General features: G+C 61.9%; 19 protein-coding genes. 5 read left to right on the top strand and 14 right to left on the bottom strand.

Annotation, left to right across the window (positions count from 1 at the left end; genetic code table 11):
* Positions 1-30 precede the first annotated feature (30 nt).
* Positions 31-354 carry a hypothetical protein gene (locus QLG12_RS19210; RefSeq protein WP_039771843.1) on the bottom strand — a complete coding sequence of 108 codons (324 nt, stop codon included), beginning with the start codon at positions 352-354 and terminating at the stop codon, positions 31-33.
* Positions 355-608: 254 nt separating this feature from the next.
* On the opposite strand from QLG12_RS19210, the gene leuS reads away from it, so the two are divergent.
* From leuS to QLG12_RS19185, 5 genes are all read left to right on the top strand, one after another.
* A complete protein-coding gene (leuS, locus tag QLG12_RS19205; protein WP_197870060.1) occupies positions 609-3,215 on the top strand; it encodes a leucine--tRNA ligase in 2,607 nt (868 codons plus the stop codon).
* Between the two features lie 87 nt (positions 3,216-3,302).
* Complete coding sequence (gene lptE, locus QLG12_RS19200; RefSeq protein ID WP_236194152.1) at positions 3,303-3,908, top strand: LPS assembly lipoprotein LptE; 606 nt, start codon at positions 3,303-3,305, stop codon at positions 3,906-3,908.
* A gap of 39 nt (positions 3,909-3,947) precedes the next feature.
* On the top strand, positions 3,948-4,985 hold the full coding sequence (holA, locus tag QLG12_RS19195) for a DNA polymerase III subunit delta (RefSeq protein ID WP_282475078.1): 1,038 nt from the start codon (positions 3,948-3,950) through the stop codon (positions 4,983-4,985).
* Positions 4,986-5,126: 141 nt separating this feature from the next.
* The gene (gene arfA / locus QLG12_RS19190; protein WP_007958672.1) at positions 5,127-5,291 is read left to right on the top strand and encodes an alternative ribosome rescue factor ArfA; all 165 of its coding nucleotides are present in this window, start codon (positions 5,127-5,129) and stop codon (positions 5,289-5,291) included.
* A 61-nt stretch (positions 5,292-5,352) separates the two neighbouring features.
* On the top strand, positions 5,353-6,675 hold the full coding sequence (locus QLG12_RS19185) for a lytic murein transglycosylase (RefSeq protein ID WP_197870063.1): 1,323 nt from the start codon (positions 5,353-5,355) through the stop codon (positions 6,673-6,675).
* A gap of 116 nt (positions 6,676-6,791) precedes the next feature.
* On the opposite strand, the gene QLG12_RS19180 is transcribed toward QLG12_RS19185, so the two are convergent.
* The 13 genes from QLG12_RS19180 to QLG12_RS19120 form a co-directional block, all read right to left on the bottom strand.
* Positions 6,792-7,742 (bottom strand): LD-carboxypeptidase, encoded by a 951-nt coding sequence (locus QLG12_RS19180; protein WP_282475077.1) that lies wholly within the window; start codon positions 7,740-7,742, stop codon positions 6,792-6,794.
* Between the two features lie 174 nt (positions 7,743-7,916).
* Positions 7,917-8,915, bottom strand: a complete 999-nt coding sequence (lipA, locus tag QLG12_RS19175) for a lipoyl synthase (RefSeq protein WP_162130488.1) — start codon at positions 8,913-8,915, stop codon at positions 7,917-7,919.
* A gap of 25 nt (positions 8,916-8,940) precedes the next feature.
* A complete protein-coding gene (lipB, locus tag QLG12_RS19170) occupies positions 8,941-9,588 on the bottom strand; it encodes a lipoyl(octanoyl) transferase LipB (RefSeq protein WP_236194154.1) in 648 nt (215 codons plus the stop codon).
* On the bottom strand, positions 9,588-9,863 hold the full coding sequence (locus QLG12_RS19165; protein ID WP_007958664.1) for a DUF493 domain-containing protein: 276 nt from the start codon (positions 9,861-9,863) through the stop codon (positions 9,588-9,590). The genes lipB and QLG12_RS19165 overlap by 1 nt, the downstream gene beginning before the upstream one ends.
* Before the next feature lie 84 nt (positions 9,864-9,947).
* The gene (locus QLG12_RS19160) at positions 9,948-11,105 is read right to left on the bottom strand and encodes a D-alanyl-D-alanine carboxypeptidase family protein (protein ID WP_011336095.1); all 1,158 of its coding nucleotides are present in this window, start codon (positions 11,103-11,105) and stop codon (positions 9,948-9,950) included.
* A gap of 183 nt (positions 11,106-11,288) precedes the next feature.
* Positions 11,289-12,296, bottom strand: coding sequence for a septal ring lytic transglycosylase RlpA family protein (locus tag QLG12_RS19155; RefSeq protein ID WP_011336096.1), 1,008 nt, complete (start codon positions 12,294-12,296; stop codon positions 11,289-11,291).
* Positions 12,296-13,306: a lytic murein transglycosylase B gene (gene mltB / locus QLG12_RS19150; protein ID WP_007958658.1), complete on the bottom strand. Its 1,011-nt coding sequence runs from the start codon at positions 13,304-13,306 to the stop codon at positions 12,296-12,298. The genes QLG12_RS19155 and mltB overlap by 1 nt, the downstream gene beginning before the upstream one ends.
* 17 nt (positions 13,307-13,323) lie before the next feature.
* The gene (gene rodA / locus QLG12_RS19145; protein WP_050761190.1) at positions 13,324-14,427 is read right to left on the bottom strand and encodes a rod shape-determining protein RodA; all 1,104 of its coding nucleotides are present in this window, start codon (positions 14,425-14,427) and stop codon (positions 13,324-13,326) included.
* Positions 14,428-14,458: 31 nt separating this feature from the next.
* On the bottom strand, positions 14,459-16,354 hold the full coding sequence (gene mrdA, locus QLG12_RS19140) for a penicillin-binding protein 2 (RefSeq protein WP_197870065.1): 1,896 nt from the start codon (positions 16,352-16,354) through the stop codon (positions 14,459-14,461).
* 9 nt (positions 16,355-16,363) lie between these two features.
* Positions 16,364-16,831 (bottom strand): 23S rRNA (pseudouridine(1915)-N(3))-methyltransferase RlmH, encoded by a 468-nt coding sequence (rlmH, locus tag QLG12_RS19135; protein ID WP_009051038.1) that lies wholly within the window; start codon positions 16,829-16,831, stop codon positions 16,364-16,366.
* A gap of 9 nt (positions 16,832-16,840) precedes the next feature.
* Positions 16,841-17,335, bottom strand: a complete 495-nt coding sequence (gene rsfS / locus QLG12_RS19130; protein WP_197870066.1) for a ribosome silencing factor — start codon at positions 17,333-17,335, stop codon at positions 16,841-16,843.
* 72 nt (positions 17,336-17,407) lie between these two features.
* Positions 17,408-18,130, bottom strand: coding sequence for a nicotinate-nucleotide adenylyltransferase (gene nadD, locus QLG12_RS19125; protein WP_282475076.1), 723 nt, complete (start codon positions 18,128-18,130; stop codon positions 17,408-17,410).
* Positions 18,099-19,370 carry a glutamate-5-semialdehyde dehydrogenase gene (locus QLG12_RS19120; protein ID WP_282475075.1) on the bottom strand — a complete coding sequence of 424 codons (1,272 nt, stop codon included), beginning with the start codon at positions 19,368-19,370 and terminating at the stop codon, positions 18,099-18,101. The genes nadD and QLG12_RS19120 overlap by 32 nt, the downstream gene beginning before the upstream one ends.
* Positions 19,371-19,504: the final 134 nt, after the last annotated feature.

The raw sequence follows: 19,504 nt of genomic DNA, 5'->3' as shown, positions 1-19,504 counted from the left end.
AAAAGATCCGCTTTTTGACCTGCCATGCGTTTACTTGGCCTGCAGAGTCCGCACTTTGACGGCATCTCTGCCGGGTGCCTTGTCCTTGAGCCAGATGACCTTGGCCGAATGGGCAGCATCGAGCTGTTTCACTGCTTGTGACAGGTATCCGTGGGTTTCACGCTCACTGCGATCCAGATAGGCCTTGACCAGTTTGAACTCGGCGGGACTCAAGCCACGCAATTCCAGCTCCAGGGGGCGCTCGTCGCGCAGCCGGCCAGCGGTTTTTGCCGCGTCCAGGGCCATCCCCAGACGATCGATCAACCGCTCGTACAACTCGGGTTTGGTAACGTTTTTTTGCTGTGACTCCACCATCCCTCACCTCATTGAAGATAAGACTCACTCCCCAGTTAGAGCTTAGCTTCGCTGCACAAACCGGCTGCGCGCCGCGACCAACGGCCCTCGCCACGATTTCGGCCGGTCAAACGGCTGCAATCAGGGTTTCCCTAGGCCAAGCGCGGTCATGTATGCTACGGCGCTTCCTGTAACTCCACTTCCAGCTCGTCCGACATGCCCGGGACGTCGCATTGAAGAGGATTAGGCCACCCCTATCCAGTACAAAAGTAGCCATGCACGAACAATATCAGCCCCGTGAAATCGAAGCCGCCGCCCAATCGTTCTGGGACGAGCAAAAGTCCTTTGAAGTCAGTGAACAGCCAGGCAAGGAAACCTACTACTGCCTGTCGATGTTCCCTTACCCCAGCGGCAAGCTACACATGGGGCACGTGCGCAACTACACCATCGGCGACGTGATCTCCCGCTACCAGCGCATGCTCGGCAAGAACGTTCTGCAACCGATGGGTTGGGACGCCTTCGGCATGCCGGCGGAAAACGCCGCAATGAAGAACAACGTCGCCCCGGCCAAGTGGACCTACGAAAACATCGCCTACATGAAATCCCAGCTGCGCAGCCTGGGTCTGGCGGTTGACTGGTCGCGGGAAGTCACCACCTGCAAACCGGATTACTACCGCTGGGAACAATGGCTGTTCACCCGCCTGTTCGAAAAAGGCGTGATCTACCGCAAGAACGGTACCGTGAACTGGGACCCGATCGACCAGACCGTACTGGCCAACGAGCAGGTGATCGACGGTCGCGGCTGGCGTTCCGGCGCGCTGATCGAGAAGCGCGAAATCCCGATGTACTACTTCAAGATCACCGCCTACGCGGATGAACTGCTGGAGAGCCTCGACGAACTGACCGGCTGGCCTGAGCAGGTCAAGACCATGCAGCGCAACTGGATCGGCAAGTCGCGCGGGATGGAAGTGCAGTTCCCGTACAACGTCGATTCGATCGGCGAAAGCGGCACCCTGAAAGTTTTCACCACCCGTCCGGACACCCTGATGGGCGCGACTTATGTCGCCGTGGCTGCCGAGCACCACCTGGCTGCTCTTGCCGCCAAAAACAACCCTGAGCTGCAAGCGTTCATCGCCGAATGCAAGGGCGGCAGCGTCGCCGAAGCCGACGTCGCCACTCAAGAGAAGAAAGGCCTGCCGACCGGCCTGTTCGTCGAGCACCCGCTGACCGGCGAAAAACTGCCGGTGTGGGTCGCCAACTACGTGCTGATGCACTACGGCGACGGCGCGGTCATGGCTGTGCCGGCGCACGACGAGCGCGATTTCGAATTCGCCCACAAGTACAACCTGCCGGTCAAATCCGTGGTGCGCACCAGCTCCGGTGACACCAACCCGGCGCCATGGCAAGACGCCTACGGCGAGCACGGCACGCTGATCAACTCCGGCGAATTCGACGGCCTGGACTTCGCTGGCGCGTTCGACGCCATGGAAGTCGCGCTGATCAAGAAAAACCTCGGCGCCTCGCGCACCCAGTTCCGCCTGCGCGACTGGGGCATCAGCCGTCAGCGCTACTGGGGCTGCCCGATCCCGATCATTCACTGCGACGCCTGCGGTGACGTGCCGGTGCCGGAAGACCAGCTGCCGGTCGTCCTGCCGGAAGACGTGGTGCCGGACGGCGCCGGTTCGCCGCTGGCGCGCATGCCCGAGTTCTACGAGTGCACCTGCCCGAAATGCGGTCAGCCTGCCAAGCGTGAAACCGACACCATGGACACCTTCGTCGAGTCGTCCTGGTACTACGCCCGTTACGCCTCGCCGCACTTCGAAGGCGGCCTGGTGGAAAAATCCGCGGCCGACCACTGGTTGCCGGTGGATCAGTACATCGGCGGTATCGAACACGCCATTCTTCACCTGCTGTACGCGCGTTTCTTCCACAAGCTGATGCGCGACGAAGGCCTGGTGAGCTCCAACGAGCCGTTCAAGAACCTGCTGACTCAAGGCATGGTGATTGCCGAGACTTACTATCGCCGCGAAGCCAACGGCGCCTACACCTGGTTCAACCCGGCGGACGTCGATCTCGAACGCGACGGCAAGGGCAACGTCACCAGCGCCAGACTGAAAACCGACGGTCTGCCGGTGGAAATCGGCGGCACCGAGAAAATGGCCAAGTCGAAGAACAACGGCGTCGACCCTCAATCGATGATCGACCAGTTCGGCGCGGACACCTGCCGCCTGTTCATGATGTTCGCCTCGCCGCCCGACATGAGCGCCGCGTGGTCCGACTCCGGCGTTGAAGGCTCGCACCGCTTCCTCAAGCGCGTCTGGCGTCTGGCTCAGGCCCACGTCACTCAGGGCCTGCCGGGTAAACTGGACATCGCCGGCCTGAACGATGAGCAGAAAGCCGTGCGTCGCGCGATCCACCAGGCCATCAAGCAGGCCAGCCACGATGTTGGCCAGAACCACAAATTCAACACCGCCATCGCCCAGGTGATGACGCTGATGAACGTGCTGGAAAAAGCAGCACAATCCACCGAACAGGATCGCGCGCTGGTTCAGGAAGGTCTGGAAGCCGTTACGCTGTTGCTGGCTCCGATCACCCCGCACATTTGCCACGAACTGTGGAATCAACTGGGCCACGCCGATCCTGTGATCGACGCCGGCTGGCCAGTGGTGGATGAAAGCGCACTCGTTCAGGACAGCCTGACACTGGTCATCCAGGTCAACGGCAAACTGCGCGGCCAGATCGAAATGCCGGCTGCCGCGACCCGTGAAGAAGTCGAAGCGGCAGCCCGCGCCAACGAGAACGTGCTGCGTTTCGTTGACGGCCTGACGATTCGCAAAGTGATCGTAGTGCCCGGGAAACTGGTCAATATCGTCGCCAGCTAATTGGATCGGGCGTCAGGTGTGCCTGACGCCCAGTAAAACCTTTCGGGCCACAGAGTCGGCCCACATGGTTTCAAGGGGAGCAACACAATGATCAAACGCAATCTGCTGGTGATGGGCCTCGCCATCCTGTTGAGCGCCTGCGGTTTCCAGCTGCGTGGCACCGGTACCAACGAACTGTCGATCAAGGAGCTCGATCTGAGCGCCCGCAACGCCTACGGCGAAACCGTGACGCAACTGCGTCAGCAGCTGGAGGCCAGTGGCGTCAAGATCGTCTCCGGTGCGCCGTACAAGCTGTACCTGGCCGACGAGCAGGAAAGCCAGCGCATCCTCAGCTACGCGGGCGCCGGTCGTACTGGCGAGTATCAGGTAAATACCGTGCTCAGCTACGACATCCGTGGCGACAAGAACCTGCTGCTCAAAAGCGACAAGCTTGAAGTGCAGAAAGTGTTCATCCACGACGGCAACAACCTGGTGGGTTCCGACCAGGAAGCCAACGATGCCCGCAACGAGACACGCCGCGAGCTGGTACAGCGCATGATGCTGCGCCTGCAACAGCTGACTCCGGCTCAGCTGGATGCCCTGCAGCAGACCGCCAACGCCCGGGCCAAGGCAGAGGCCGACGCCCTCGAAGCGGCGCAGAAGGCTGAAGCGGAAACCCCGCGTCAGTCGCCGCTCGAACTGCCGCAGCAGTAAGACGTACGGGGCGCTCAGGCGCCCCGTTCGCCGTTTCTTATGAAGCTCGCTCCCGCCCAACTCGGCAAACACCTGCAAGGCGCCCTCGCGCCGGTCTACATCATCAGCGGCGATGACCCGCTGCTGTGTCAGGAAGCCGCCGACGCCATTCGCTCCGCTGCCCGTCAGCAAGGGTTCGACGAACGCCAGGTCTTCGCCGCCGACGCCAATTTCGATTGGGGCACATTGCTGCAGGCTGGCGCCAGCATGTCGCTGTTCGCCGAAAAGCGCCTGCTGGAACTGCGCCTGCCTTCCGGCAAACCCGGTGACAAAGGCGCTGCCGCACTGATCGAATACTGCTCGCGCCCGGCTGAAGACACGGTGCTTCTGATCAGCCTGCCGAAGCTCGACGGTAGCGCGCAGAAGACCAAGTGGGGCAAGACGCTGGTCGAGGGTCAGCAGACCCAGTTCATCCAGATCTGGCCGGTGGATGCCAACCAGTTGCCGAGCTGGATTCGCCAACGCCTGTCCCAGGCCGGCTTGTCGGCCAGTCAGGACGCGGTCGAACTGATTGCCGCGCGGGTCGAAGGCAACCTGCTGGCCGCCGCGCAGGAGATCGAGAAGCTCAAGCTGATGGCCGAGGGCGGACAGATCACCGTTGAAACCGTGCAGGCGGCTGTGGCCGACAGTGCGCGTTTCGACGTGTTCGGCCTGACCGACGCGGTGCTCAACGGCGAACCGGCCCACGCTCTGCGCATGCTCGAAGGGCTGCGCGGCGAAGGGGTCGAGCCGCCGGTGATCCTCTGGGCCCTGGCCCGGGAGCTGCGCCTGCTGGCTAATATCTCATTGCAATACAGCCAGGGCACGCCGCTGGACAAGTGCTTCAGTCAGGCTAAACCGCCGGTCTGGGACAAGCGTAAACCGCTGATGAGCAAGGCCCTGCAACGCTACTCGGCGCAACGCTGGGCGCAGTTGCTGCTCGAAGCCCAGCGCATCGATGCGCAAATCAAGGGCCAGGCGGCGGGCTCGCCGTGGATGAGCCTGAGCCGGTTGGCGCTGCTGATGGCCGGTCAGCGCCTGACGTTGCCTGCCGAATGAAACTCGGGATCGCGCTCTGCGATCCCGTTTTTTTACCTAGTCCATTTCCTACAGAACATCCCGCCCTCGGTCCTATAGACAGCGGCTTGAGATCGGCAGATTATCTTTCGCGCAAAACATCACTCAATCGAGAGAATCCTCATGAGCAAAAAGCCATCGAAACATGGCCACAACAAGGCCAAATCCATCGTCGCCCAACCCCTGTTCCGCAGCCGCCAGGAACGCCCCACCAAGGGTAAAGGCAGCTACCGCCGCGAAGCCTTCCAGTCTGACAGCTGGGAGGCTTCTTACTTTCTGGCCGCTTGAAGCGCAGCACCCCTTCCTCATGTTAAGGTCTGCACCTGATTTGTATTCCCTGGACCTGTGCATGCCCCTTAGTCTTTCCCGTCGTTGGCCCATTCGCCAACTGATCGCTGCCTCCAGCTTCGTACTGCTCGTCGCCTGCGCGGAAAAACCCACCGCCGCCGACGCTCAACCGCTTCAGACCGTCCCCGTTGCCACAGCCCCAGCGGTCATCCCGCCGGTAGTGCCGTCCGGTGACAACCTCGACCTGCAACCGACCCAGACCTTTGCCGAATGGCAGGCTGGTTTCCGCAAGGACGCTCTGGCCGCCGGCATCCGTGCTGACCTGTTCGACCGCGCCTTCGCCAATGTCAGCTTCGATGCCAGCGTGATTCGCGCCGACCGCAGCCAGCCGGAGTTCGCCCGGCCGGTCTGGGAGTACCTGGACGGTGCCCTTTCGCCGTTGCGCGTGCGCAAAGGCCAGGCCCTGATCAGCCAGTACGCCGATATCCTGCAAAGCATCGAACAGCGTTATGGCGTCGATCGCCAGGCGCTGGTGTCGGTGTGGGGGATGGAAAGCAATTTCGGCCAGTTCCAGGGCAACAAATCGGTGATCAACTCTCTGGCCACCCTGGCCTATGAAGGCCGCCGTCCGGGCTTTGCCCACGCGCAGCTGATCGCGGCATTGCAGATTCTGCAACAGGGCGACATCACGCCGGAAAAAATGCTCGGCTCCTGGGCCGGTGCCATGGGCCAGACCCAATTCATCCCGACCACCTACAACACCCACGCCGTGGATTTCGACGGTGACGGCCGCCGCGACATCTGGGGCAGCCCGGCTGACGCATTGGCCTCAACCGCGCATTACCTGCAAAGCTCCGGCTGGCAGCGTGGCCAGCCGTGGGGCTTCGAAGTCCAGCTGCCAAGCGGTTTCAACTACACCCTGGCCGACGGCGCGATTCGTAAAAGCGTTGCTGAATGGCGGCAACTGGGCGTGATACTGCCGAACGGCGGCCAGGTTCCAGCCGGTTCCGAGCAACTGTCCGCTGCCCTGCTGCTACCGGCCGGCTATCGCGGCCCAGCGTTCCTGATCCTCGACAACTTCCGGGCGATCCTCAAGTACAACAACTCGTCGTCCTATGCCCTGGCCGTCAGCCTGTTGTCCGAGCGCTTCAACGGTGCCGGCCTGATCAATGGCACCTGGCCAAAGGATGACCTGCCGCTGAGCCGCACCGAACGGATCGAACTGCAGAACCTGCTCACCGCGCGCAACTACGACGCCGGTGCGGCAGACGGGATCATCGGCGCCAATACGCGCAAGGCGATCCGCAGTGCGCAGCAGTCGTTCGGCTGGCCGGCGGACGGTTATCCGACGCACAAACTGCTTGAAAGCCTGCGTAACCAGTAAAAGCATCGCGGGCAACCCCATTCCCACAGGTTTAGAGGTGATCGCAGTTCTGCGTACAACCTGAAAACCGTGGGAGCCGGCTTGCCCGCGAAGACTGACTATCAGGCGATCAGTTTCTATGCCTTGATCACCACATCCTGCTCCAGCATCAATTCCTTCTTCCCCGCATCCAGTCGAACCAGCGCCCCCAACGGCAGCGTCAGGTTCGGATCACAGTGCCCGCTACGCCATCCTGACAGCACCGGAATCCGCAGCGGCTCGAAGGTCTGCTTGAGCAGGCGATTCAGCGCATCGACATCTACCCCCGCAATATCCCCGACCAACACGCCGCGCAATCGGGCCAACTTGCCCGCCAGTCGCATCTGGGTCAGCAAACGGTCGATTCGATACAGCGGCTCGTTGATGTCCTCGATCAGCAGAATCACCCCTTCGACGTCAATTTCATAAGGCGTGCCCAAGGTCGCGGCGATCATCGCCAGATTACCTCCCTGCAAACGCCCGTGGGCAATGCCGGGCTCCACGGTGGTCAATGGATAAGCCGCCGGATGACTCAGTACGCTGCCGGCCTTCAACTGACCGCGCAGCATGGCGAAGAACGACGTCACCGTCGGTAGCTCCTTGTCCCCCAGCAGATCGGCATTCAGCAGCGGCCCGTGAAAGGTCACGAAACCGGCATAACGACTGATGGCCAGATGCAGTGCGGTGATGTCGCTGTAACCGACGAAGGGCTTGGCATGGCGACTCAGCAGGTCGTAATCGATGCGATCCAGCAACCTTGGCGTACCGTAGCCACCGCGCAGGCAAATGATCGCATCGACCTCTTCGTCAGCAAACGCCGCGTGCAGATCGTTGAGCCGCACCTCGTCGCTGCCGGCCAGATAGCCATCCTTCTCGTAGACGCCAGGGAACACCCGCAAACCGTAGCCCCTGGCGCGCATCCACTGAACGGCCTTTTCAGTGTCCAGCGTGCCGGGGCCGGCAGGCGCAATGACCCCTATCAGCCCTTCCGACGGCAGCGCGGGCACAGGCTTGTGCGGGAAAAGGGTGTGGGTTGGTCGAACGGTCATCCATGGATCTCCCTGTGTAAAGTCATGCTCACACAGTAGTCAGGAACGGCGACAAACAGAAGGGGCTCCGCCACGCCGCAGGTTGCGGGAAAAGTCAGCAACGAGTGTAGGCCAGACAAAAAAATGCCCGCCGGGCGCTAAACCCCGGCGGGCATTTTTTCATTCAGCGCTGAATCAGGAACCGAGCAGCTCGGCCTTGACCAGTTTCGCCTGCTCGTCGGCGTGGTACGAAGAACGCACCAACGGGCCGGACGCAACGTTCTTGAACCCCATCTTGTAACCTTCCTCGGCAAACCAGGCGAAGGTGTCCGGGTGCACGAAACGCTGCACCGGCAAGTGGCTGCGGGACGGTTGCAGGTACTGGCCCAGGGTCAGCATGTCGATGTCGTGTTCGCGCATGCGCTTCATCACCTCGATGACTTCGTCGTCGGTCTCGCCCAGACCCAACATCAGGCCGGACTTGGTCGGGATGTGCGGCATCATCTGCTTGAAGCGTTGCAGCAGGGTCAGCGACCACTGGTAGTCCGAACCCGGACGCGCAGCCTTGTACAGGCGCGGTACGGTTTCCAGGTTGTGGTTGAACACGTCCGGCGGCTCGGCTGCGGTGATTTCCAGGGCGATGTCCATGCGGCCACGGTAGTCCGGGACCAGAGTCTCGAGCTGCACGTTCGGCGACAGTTTGCGGATTTCACGGATGCAGTCGGCAAAGTGCTGGGCACCGCCGTCACGCAGGTCGTCGCGGTCCACCGAGGTGATCACCACGTACTTGAGTTTCAGGTCGGCGATGGCGATGGCCAGGCTTTCCGGCTCGTTGACGTCCAGTGGCTTCGGACGACCATGGCCAACGTCGCAGAAAGGGCAGCGACGGGTGCAGATGTCACCCATGATCATGAAGGTCGCGGTGCCGCCGGAGAAGCACTCGCCCAGGTTCGGGCAGGAGGCCTCTTCGCAGACGCTGTGCAGCTTGTGCTTGCGCAGCAGGCTCTTGATGCGATCGACTTCCGGCGAAACCGGGATGCGCACGCGGATCCAGTCGGGTTTCTTCGGCAGTTCTGTGGTCGGAATGATCTTCACCGGAATGCGTGCAACCTTCTCGGCGCCGCGCAGCTTGACGCCGGCTTCAACCTTGGGACGCGGGGCCGGGCGCTCGGTCACGTCGAGCGTCGGGATCATGGTTTGCACTGCATCAGTAGTCATATCAGTCGATTCCGCCCGTCAGGGTCGTCTGCTCAGCATAGTCGAGGTGTTTGACGAGCTGCGCGCGCAGCCGGGCACTTACCTCGGCAAATTCAATCGATCCTGCGTGCTCGCTCAGCTGGGTCATCGCCAGCCCGGCATAGCCGCAGGGATTAATCCGTCGAAACGGCTCCAGGTTCATGTCCACGTTCAGGGCCAGGCCATGAAAGGAACATCCGTGGCGAATCCGCAAACCCAGAGAAGCGATCTTCGCTCCGTTGACGTAGACGCCGGGAGCATCCGGCTTGGCCACGGCAGTGACGCCGTAGCTGGCCAACAGTTCGATCAGGCAGCGCTCCATGCGACTGACCAGATCACGCACGCCGAAACCGAGTCGACGCACATCCAGCAGCAGATAGGCTACCAACTGCCCTGGGCCATGGTAGGTCACCTGACCGCCGCGGTCGACCTGCACCACCGGAATGTCTCCCGGCAGTAACAGGTGCTCGGCCTTGCCGGCCTGGCCCTGGGTGAACACCGGCGGATGTTCAACCAGCCAGATTTCGTCCGGGGCCGTGGTGCCACGCTCGTTGGTAAAACGTTGCATGGCCTGCCAGACCGGCTCGTAAGCCATCTGGCCAAGCTCGCGAAAGCCCAGCGTGCCCGGCATCACAGCACCATGTGCACGAAACCGGTGGCCCGCAGTTCGCTGTTGATGTTGTACAGCTGATCCTGGTCGGTCGCAACGATGTGCAACTGGATGGTGGTGTACTTGCCGTTGCTGCTTTGACGCTCGTCGACACGCTCATCATTGATCTTGGCGTGTTTCTTGACGATGTCGATGATCTTGTCTTTGTTGCCGACGCCCGTATCGCTGATCACCTTAACCGGATAATCAACCTGGGGAAATTCGATCTTTGGCGCCTTTACTTCGGTATCGGTCATGGCGTAACGGCCTCGTAAGCGTAAGCCCGGTAACGAACAAGGCCCCGCTCCGGATCGGAACGGGGCCATGCAGGTCAACTCGAATCAGTTGAACAAGCCGTAGAAGAATAGGCGGATGCTATCCCACATGCGGCGGAAGATACCACCCTCCTCGACAGCGTCCAGGGCGATCAGGTCGGCGCTGTGCACCACCTTGTCGTCCAGTTTCACTTCGACTTTACCGATCACGTCGCCCTTGGCGATTGGCGCGGTCAGTTGCGGGTTCATGGTCATGCTGGCGGCGAGCTTCTTCAGCTGGCCTTTCGGCAGGGTCATGGTCAGGTCCTGTGCCAGACCGGCCTTGACCTGGCTGGTGGTGCCTTTCCAGACCGGAGCCTGAGCCAGTTCGGTGCCCTTCTGGTAGAAGGTCTGGGTTTCGAAGAAGCGGAAACCGTAGGTCAGCAGCTTCTGGGTCTCGGCGGCGCGAGCCACTTCGCTGTTGGTGCCGAACACCACGGCGATCAGGCGCATGCCGTCACGTACGGCCGAAGACACCATGCAGTAGCCGGCTTCGTCGGTGTGGCCGGTTTTCAGACCGTCGACGGTCTTGTCACGCCACAGCAGCAGGTTGCGGTTAGGCTGTTTGATGCCGTTCCAGAAGAACTCTTTCTGCGAGTAGATCGCATAGTGAGCCGGATCTTCGTGGATGATCGCGCGCGCCAGGATCGCCATGTCGTGAGCCGACGAGTAGTGCTCGGGGTTCGGCAGACCGGTCGGGTTCATGAAGTGGGTATTGGTCATGCCCAGATCGGCGACGGTCTTGTTCATCAGGTCGGCGAAGGCGTCTTCGCTGCCGGCGATGTGTTCAGCCACCGCGACGCTGGCGTCGTTGCCGGACTGGATGATGATGCCGTGCAGCAGGTCGCTGACAGTGACCTGCGAGCCGACCTTGATGAACATCCGCGAACCGCCGGTGCGCCAGGCGTTTTCGCTGACGGTCACCGGGTCGTTTTCACCGATCTGGCCGCGACGAATTTCCAGCGTGGCGATGTACGCGGTCATCAGTTTGGTCAGGCTGGCCGGCGGCAGACGCTGGTCACCGTTGTTCTCCACCAGCACGTTGCCGCTGTTGGCATCCATGAGCACGTAGGATTTGGCGGCCAGTTGTGGTGGCGACGGCATCATCTCGGCCGCGAAGGCGGCTGGCGAGAGGAGCAGCGGGACTAGCAGACACAGGCGTTTGGCAAAGGTGGTGATGTTCATCCGTCTCTCGAAATCGCTAATGGAAACTGCCCTTGCGGGCAAAATTAATCAGATGGCTTTCTAACGAGCCATCGCGTGTTCAGTTGCTCACTCCAGTCACCCTTGCCGGGCTTTTGTTCTTCGACGAGCCAACAACCTGGTTCACCCCCCAATCGCTGGTGAACCGTCAATCAAGTCCTACGTTTACTCGGTGACCACACTTGGCGAACCCAGGTTGGCCAGGCGCACGCTGTTCTGTACCTGGGCAATTTCACCCGGCGAACCGATCGGTCCCAGGCGAACCCGGTGCAGGGTCTGCTGATTGCGCACGATCGAGCTGATGAACACCGGAGCGCTCACCATCCCGCTGAGCTTCGACCTCAGGAGTTCTGCAGCGTCCGGGTTGGCGAACGCGCCCACCTGCAGATACTGGCCAGATGCTGGTGCAGAAGCGTTTTTTTTTGCATCGAGCTGGACTGGCACGACGGCCGCGGCGTGCTGCTGCGGCGGCGGGGTCCATTGCTCGACGGTGCCGGCCGAGGCCGTGATCACCGGGGCGCTATTCTGCGCGACTTGCGGCTCGTTGAGCATCAAAGGCGCCGGACGGCCCTTGGCGGCCCACCATTGCTGCGGGTCGATGCCTTCGACCTTGACCCGCGCGGTGCCGATTTCGGCATAACCGAGTTTCTTGGCGGCGGCGTAGGACAGGTCGATGATCCGGTCCGAGTAGAACGGCCCGCGGTCATTGACCCGCAGGATCACGCTCTTGTTATTGTCCAGGTTGGTCACCCGAACGTAACTCGGCAGCGGTAATGTCTTGTGGGCGGCACTCATGCCGTACAAGTCGTAGACCTCGCCGTTGGCGGTGTTCTGACCATGAAACTTGGTGCCGTACCAGGACGCGGTGCCGGAGGCCACGTAGGTCTTGGACTCCTGCAGCGGGAAGTAGGTCTTGCCCAGCACCGTGTACGGGTTGGCCTTGTACGGGCCGGTGTGCAGGGTCGGCGTTGCATCGGGGATGCGCGACACATCGACGTCCCACCACGGCGCGCCATCCTTGTGGGCCCGGTTGATGTCCAGGCCCGGCTGCGAACGTACGGCGGTAGTCGGCTTCTGACTTGGCGAACGGCTGGTCGAACAACTGGCGACCAGCACCGCCAATGCGGCGAAGGCCACCAGCTTCAGGGGTTTATTGATAGGCAATGCCCGCATTACTTGACGCCCCGTGCTTGTACCAGCTGTTCAGACAGTTGATGTACGGCCATGGCGTACATCACGCTGCGGTTATAACGCGTGATCGCGTAGAAATTCTTCAGGCCCATCCAGTATTCCGGACCATTGTCGCCTTCCAGGCGGAATGCGGTGACCGGCATGTCATCGCGCAGCGCATCATGACTCGACCAGCCCAGCGCTCGCAACTCCCCGACGGTTTTCGTCGGCTCGATGCCGGTGGTCAGGCCTTCATCCACCTGCTCACCGCGCACATCCGCACGACTGACCACCGGCTCGCCGGCGACCCAGCCGTGACGCTTGAAATAGCTGGCGACGCTGCCGATCGCATCATCCGGGTTGTTCCAGATATTGATGTGGCCGTCACCGTCGAAATCCACCGCGTAGGCGCGAAAGCTGCTCGGCATGAACTGCGGCAGGCCCATCGCGCCGGCATAGGACCCCTTGAGGGTCAGCGGGTCGACCTGCTCTTCCCGGGCCAGCAGCAGGAACTCACGCAGCTCCTTGCGGAAAAATTCGGCACGGGGAGGATAGTCGAAACCCAGCGTGGACAAGGCATCGATCACCCGGTAGTTGCCGGTATTACGTCCGAAAAAGGTCTCAACGCCGATGATCGACACAATCACCTGGGCCGGAACGCCGTATTCCTGCTCGGCGCGGGCCAGGGTGGCCTCGTGCTGGCGCCAGAAGTCCACACCACGGGCGATGCGCGCGTCGGTGATGAACATCGGCCGGTATTCTTTCCACTGCTTGACCCGTTCCGCAGGTTTGGAAATGGCGTCGAGAATCGCCTGTTTGCGCTGGGCCTCGCGGAACACGGCCATCAGCTGTTCGCCGGCGAAACCGTAATCGCGGGTCATTTCACCGACGAATTCGGCCACCTGGGGCGAGCCTTCGTAATCGCCGGCCAACGCTTCCTGCGCGCTGCCAAGGATGCCTACCAGGCCGAGCCACGGTGCGTATCGTGTCGCCCAGTCACGCATTACTTGCATTGAACTCTTCACCTTATTCAAACCTGTGCGATCCACTTGCGATGGGTATGGATCGACATCAAAACCCCAAACGCTGACAGCAGCGTCACCAGCGAAGTTCCGCCGTAGCTAATGAACGGCAACGGCACCCCCACCACCGGCAACAGGCCACTGACCATACCGATGTTGACGAAAACATAAACAAAAAACGTCATGGTCAGTGCGCCAGCCAACAGTTTGCCGAACAGCGTTTGCGCCTGGGCGGTAATCACCAGGCCACGACCGATCAGCAACAGATAGATCAGCAACAGCGCGCAGATACCCACCAGTCCGAACTCTTCGCCGAGCACGGCGATGATGAAGTCGGTGTGGCTTTCCGGCAGGAAGTCCAGGTGCGACTGGGTGCCCAGCAGCCAGCCCTTGCCGAACACGCCACCGGAGCCGATGGCGGCTTTCGACTGGATGATGTTCCAGCCGGTGCCCAACGGATCGCTTTCCGGGTCGAGGAACGTCAGGATTCGCTGTTTCTGGTAGTCGTGCATGATGAAGAACCACATCGCAACCGACACCGGAATCGCCGCCGCCAGCACGCTGAGAATCCAGCGCCAGCGCAATCCCCCCATGAACAGCACGAAGGCGCCGCCGGCCAGAATCAGCAGCGAAGTACCGAGATCCGGCTGACGCACGATCAGGGCGAACGGCACACCGATCAGCAGCAGACTGATTCCGACGTGCTTGAGCTGCGGCGGCAGCGTACGTTTGGACAGGTACCAGGCGATGGTCGCCGGCATCAGGATCTTCATGAATTCAGAGGGCTGGAAGCGAATCACCCCGGGGATGTTGATCCAGCGGGTAGCCCCCATGGCGTTGTGGCCCATGATGTCCACCACCATCAGCAACACCACGCCGATCACGTAGCCAAGCGGCACCCAGCGCGCCATGAACCTTGGCTCGAACTGGGCGATGACGATCATCGACACCAGACCGATGCCGAACGACGTGGCCTGTTTGGCCAGCAAGTCCCAGCTCTTGCCGCTGGCCGAATACAGCACGAACAGGCTGCCGGCCGCCAGGATCAACAACAGCACCAGCAACGGGCCGTCGATATGCAGACGTTGCAACAGCGTCGCCCGGCGACGCATCACATCCTCGCTGGAGAGCATGCGATCGAAATTATTCATCACGGGCCGTAGCCTCCGCACTGATAGGGCTGGCGTATTCGGCCTTCAACCGTCCGTCCTGATCCAGCAGCCAGGCATCCATGACCTGCCGCACCACCGGTGCCGCGACGCCGGAACCGGACTCACCGTTCTCGACCATCACCGACACCACGATTTTCGGGTCATCCGCCGGCGCGAAACCGACAAACAGGGCGTGGTCGCGGTGGCGCTCCTGGACCTTGGAGCGGTCGTACTTCTCGCCCTGTTTGATCGCCACGACCTGCGCCGTACCCGACTTGCCGGCGATCCGGTATTGCGCGCCGATCGAGGCCTTGCGCGCGGTGCCGCGGGCACCGTGCATCACCTGCTGCATGCCGTGGTTGACCTTGTTCCAGTCGGACGGGTCGCGCAGGATGATGTCCGGCATCGGGTTTTCATCCTTGGGCTTCTCGCCTTCGATGGTCTTGGCCAGATGCGGGCGGTTCCACACGCCCTTGTTGGCCACCAGCGCCGTGGCCTGGGCCAGTTGCAGCGGGGTCGATTGCATGTAGCCCTGGCCGATCCCGAGAATCAGGGTTTCGCCGGGGAACCACGCCTGACGCCGGGTCGCGCGTTTCCACTCGCGGGACGGCATCAGGCCGGGGGATTCTTCGAACATGTCCAGCGAGACCTTCTGGCCGATGCCGAACTTGTTCATGTAGGCCGACAACCGGTCGATGCCCAGCTTGTGTGCCAGGTCATAAAAGTAGGTGTCGTTGGACCGCATGATCGCCGTGTCGAGGTCGACGAAGCCGTCCCCGGTGCGGTTCCAGTTGCGGTACTTGTGATCGTAGTTGGGCAGCATGTAGTAACCGGGGTCGAACACCCGGCTCGACGCCGTCACCACGCCCGCATCGAGACCGGCAATCGCCACCGCCGGCTTGATCGTCGAACCGGGCGGGTACAGGCCGCGCAGCACGCGGTTGAACAGCGGCCGGTCGATCGAATCGCGCAGCTCGGCGTAAGCCTTGAAGCTGATGCCGGTGACGAACAGATTCGGGTCGAAGCTCGGCTGGCTGACCATCGCCAGCACTTCGCCGGTTTTCGGGTCGAGCGCCACCACCGCGCCACGTCGACCGCCCAGCGCAGCCTCGGCAGCTTCCTGCAGCTTGATGTCGAGGCTCAGGACAATGTCCTTGCCCGGCACCGGATCCGTACGCTTGAGCACACGCAAGACGCGGCCACGGGCGTTGGTCTCGACCTCTTCGTAACCCACCTGACCGTGCAGCTCGGCTTCATAGAAGCGCTCGATGCCGGTCTTGCCGATGTGGTGGGTGCCGCTGTAATTGACCGGATCGAGGGTCTTCAGCTCTTTCTCGTTGATCCGCCCCATGTAGCCCACCGAGTGCGCGAAATGCGCGCCCTGCGGGTAATGCCGGACCAGTTGCGCGACCACCTCGACGCCCGGCAGGCGGAACTGGTTCACCGCGATCCGGGCGATCTGCTCTTCGGTCAGTTCGAACAGTATCGGCACCGGTTCGAACGGCCGGCGGCCCTGGCGCATGCGTTTCTCGAAGATCACCCGGTCTTCCGGCGTCAGCTCCAGCACCTCGACGATCACGTCGAGCACCTGCTGCCAGTCGCCGGAGCGCTCGCGGGTCATGCTCAGGCTGAAACTCGGACGGTTGTCCGCCACCACCACGCCATTGCGGTCGAAAATCAGGCCACGGGTCGGCGGGATCGGCTGAACGTGAACCCGATTGTTTTCCGACAGGGTCGAGTGATATTCGTACTGAATCACCTGCAGGTAATACAGCCGCGCAATCAGCACGCCGATCAGTGCCACCACCGCAATTGCGCCGAACACGACGCGACCACGCACCAGACGGGCGTCTTTTTCGTGGTCCTTGATGCGGATCGGCTGAGACATGAGGGCGGATTACTTGTGGTAAGGGTGGCCGGACAGCACGGTCCAGGCACGATACAACTGCTCGCCGATGAGGATGCGCACCAGCGGGTGCGGCAACGTCAGCGGCGACAACGACCAGCGCTGATCCGCGCGGGCACAGACTTCCGGCGCCAGCCCTTCCGGGCCACCGACCATGAAGTTGACCGTGCGCGAGTCCAGGCGCCAGCGATCGAGCTCGACCGCCAGTTGCTCGGTGCTCCACGGCTTGCCATGGACCTCGAGGGTGACGATCCGCTCGTTCTGCCCGACCTTGGCCAGCATGGCTTCGCCTTCCTGACGGATGAAGCGGGCCACGTCGGCGTTCTTGCCACGGGTATTGAGCGGAATTTCCACCAGTTCCAGCGCCAGCTCGGACGGAAGACGCTTGGCATATTCATGCCAGCCTTCTTCCACCCACTTGGGCATGCGTGAACCGACGGCGATCAGTCGCAGTCGCACAGCAATCCCTTACAGCTGGTCTTTGTTGAGCTTGGTGAAATGCTCGTGGGTGTTTTCCGGGCTGTGGTGCTTGGCGTCCGCCGCACGGCTTTGCTCGGCACCGGCCCACAGGCGTTCCAGGTCGTAGAACTGACGTGCCGAGGCAGTCATCATGTGCACGATCACCAGGTCCAGGTCCAGCAGCACCCAGTCGCTGTCGCCCTTGCCTTCTTCGCCCAGCGGCCTGGCGCCCTGCTTTTTCACTTCTTCGCGAACCTTGTCCAGCATCGCGTTGATCTGACGGTTCGACGTACCGGTGGCGATGATCATGTAGTCGGTGATGCTTTGCTTGTCGCGCACATCAATGATCTGGATGTCCTGGGCCTTGACGTCTTCCAGGGCGGCAACGGCCACCTTGACCAGCTCATCACCCTTCAGCGGTTCGTTGGTGTTGACCGCTTCTGGCAGCGGAGCGCTCTTGAATGTGCCTTTGCGCTTTACTTTGGTTTGGTCTTTGTCAGTCATATAAAACTCGTTTTGCTCATATATTCGGCGGCTTGGCGACACGTGGATTCGTATCAGTGAAGCACGCCCTGTTCAGTTCGACGCACGGTACAGACCGTGCGCATCGATGTAGGCCAGGACCGCGTCGGGCACCAGGAAACGTACCGACTTACCGCTGGCCAGCAGTTGACGGATCTGGGTGGCGGAAACCGCGAGCGGTGTCTGCCAGACGAATGCAATCTGTCCGCTCGGCCCCTTCAGGGCCAGCGGGTCGCTCACCGAACGCGCTGCCAGCAGGTTGCGCAAGGCATCCGGCGGTTCGCTGTCGGCGTCCGGGCGCTGTAGCACCAGGATGTGGCAATGCTGGAGCAACTCTTCCCAGCGATGCCAAGTGGGCAGGCCGCAAAATGCGTCCCAGCCCAGAAGCAGAAAAACCTGGGTCTCGGCGGCCATTTCTGCCCGCAGCGACTCCAGGGTATCGATGGTCCAGGACGGTTTGTCCCGCTGCAATTCGCGGGCGTCCACCACCAGCGGCGGCACACCGGCCACCGCACATTCAACCATTGCCAGCCGATCCTGCGCCGACACTTGCGGCGTATCGCGGTGCGGCGGCCGGGCGCTGGGCATCATGCGCAGCTCATCGAGCCCCAGCGCTTCGGCAACTTCCAGCGCACCACGTAGATGGCCGACATGCACCGGATCGAACGTCCCGCCCAGCACACCAATGCGCCGGGGACGGGATTGCTTGCCGGTTTTCGGCGTTTTCAGGTCGAGGTCGGACAAGTCAGACCGTCGCCTGGCCGCGCAACTGGCCATCACCGACCACGATGTACTTCTCGCAGGTCAGTCCTTCGAGGCCCACCGGGCCACGGGCGTGCAGCTTATCAGTAGAAATGCCGATCTCGGCACCCAATCCGTATTCGAATCCGTCAGCGAAGCAGGTCGGGGTGTTGATCATCACCGATGCCGAGTCGACCTGAGCCACGAACTGGCGGGTGTCGGCGAGGTTTTCGCTGACGATCGAGTCGGTGTGATGGGAGCCGAAACGGTTGATGTGCTCGATGGCCTGATCCAGGCCATCCACCACGCGGATCGACAGGATCGGCGCCAGGTACTCGGTGCTCCAGTCTTCTTCAGTCGCGGCTACGGCTTCGATGATCGCCCGGGTGCGTTCGCAGCCACGCAGCTCGACGCCTTTGTCGCGGAACTGTCTGGCCATCGACGGCAGGAAATCCTTCGCAACACTTTGATCGACCAGCAACGTTTCCATCGCACCGCAGATGCCATAGCGATAGGTCTTGGCGTTGAAGGCAATGCGCTGGGCTTTCGGCAGGTCGGCGTGTTCGCTGACATAGACGTGGCAGATGCCGTCCAAGTGTTTGATCACCGGTACACGGGCGTCACGACTGATGCGTTCGATCAGGCCACGGCCACCGCGCGGCACAATCACGTCAACGTACTCGGGCATGGTGATCAGCGCGCCAACGGCGGCGCGGTCGGTGGTTTCCACCACTTGCACCACGGCGGCCGGCAGTTCGGCTTCGGCCAGCCCGCGCTGGATGCAGGCGGCAATCGCGCGGTTGGAATGAATCGCTTCGGAACCGCCGCGCAGGATGGTCGCGTTGCCAGACTTCAGGCACAGGCTCGCAGCGTCAATGGTCACGTTGGGACGGGATTCGTAGATGATCCCGATCACGCCCAGCGGCACGCGCATCTTGCCGACCTGAATGCCCGACGGACGGAAGCTCATATCACGGATAGCACCGACCGGATCCGGCAGCGCTGCGACCTGACGCAGGCCGACGATCATGCCGTCGATGCGCGCCGGGGTCAGTTCCAGACGTTCCAGCAGCGCCGGCTCCAGACCGTTGGCGCGACCGGCGGCCAGATCCTGTTCATTGGCTGACGCAAGCTCGGCGCGGGCGGCGTCCAGGGCATTGGCGGCAGCCAGCAAGGCGCGGTTTTTCTGCGCGGTGCTGGCACGGCCGATGACGCGGGAAGCTTCGCGGGCGGCGCGACCCAATCGGGTCATGTAGTCAAGAACGGACTCAGTCATGGTCTGCTGGGGTCTTGGCAAAGAGGAAAGCGGCAGATTATAGCTGTCGCGTCCCGGGACTAACAGCGGTGACGGGCGGATGGTCGAAATGGACGGCGATTTGCCGACGTTCAGCCGGGATTAAGCCTTGAATT

The organism is Pseudomonas sp. V88_4 (genome assembly GCF_029967985.1).
GTDB classification, from domain to species: Bacteria; Pseudomonadota; Gammaproteobacteria; order Pseudomonadales; family Pseudomonadaceae; genus Aquipseudomonas; species Aquipseudomonas glycinae.
The sequence above is the reverse complement of the archived record's forward strand: the minus strand, read 5'-3'. Positions and strand labels throughout refer to the sequence as shown.